Source organism: Achromobacter sp. SIMBA_011, from assembly GCF_046535435.1.
Taxonomy (GTDB): Bacteria; Pseudomonadota; Gammaproteobacteria; order Burkholderiales; family Burkholderiaceae_B; genus Achromobacter; species Achromobacter dolens.
The window spans coordinates 1-272 of record NZ_JAWRWN010000464.1 but is presented as its reverse complement, the minus strand read 5'-3'; the positions used below and the strand labels follow the sequence as shown (position 1 = coordinate 272).

General features: G+C 61.4%; 1 protein-coding gene. It reads right to left on the bottom strand.

What is annotated here, in order from left to right; genetic code table 11:
- The coding region (locus SB816_RS31730) for a hypothetical protein (RefSeq protein ID WP_410548212.1) at positions 1 to 272 on the bottom strand (272 nt) is incomplete at both ends.

Genomic DNA, 272 nt, shown 5'->3' with positions numbered 1-272 from the left:
ATACCACTCCGTCTTGTGCGCGTCGATCGATTCGTACTGCGAGTAACCGCCGGTCGCCCCATCGGTCGTCAGGCTCTTCGGCACGTAGAGCTTGCCGTCGTCGGACAGCGCGTTGTTGTGCTGGTAGTCGTCGACGGTGTCGTACTTCCAGCCGCGATCGTCGATCAGCTTGTACTGATCCGGATGGCCCTCGACCTGCACCTTGAACAATGCGCTCGGCGCGGTACCCGTTCCCTTCGACACGTAGTAGATCGGCACCAGCGACACCACGG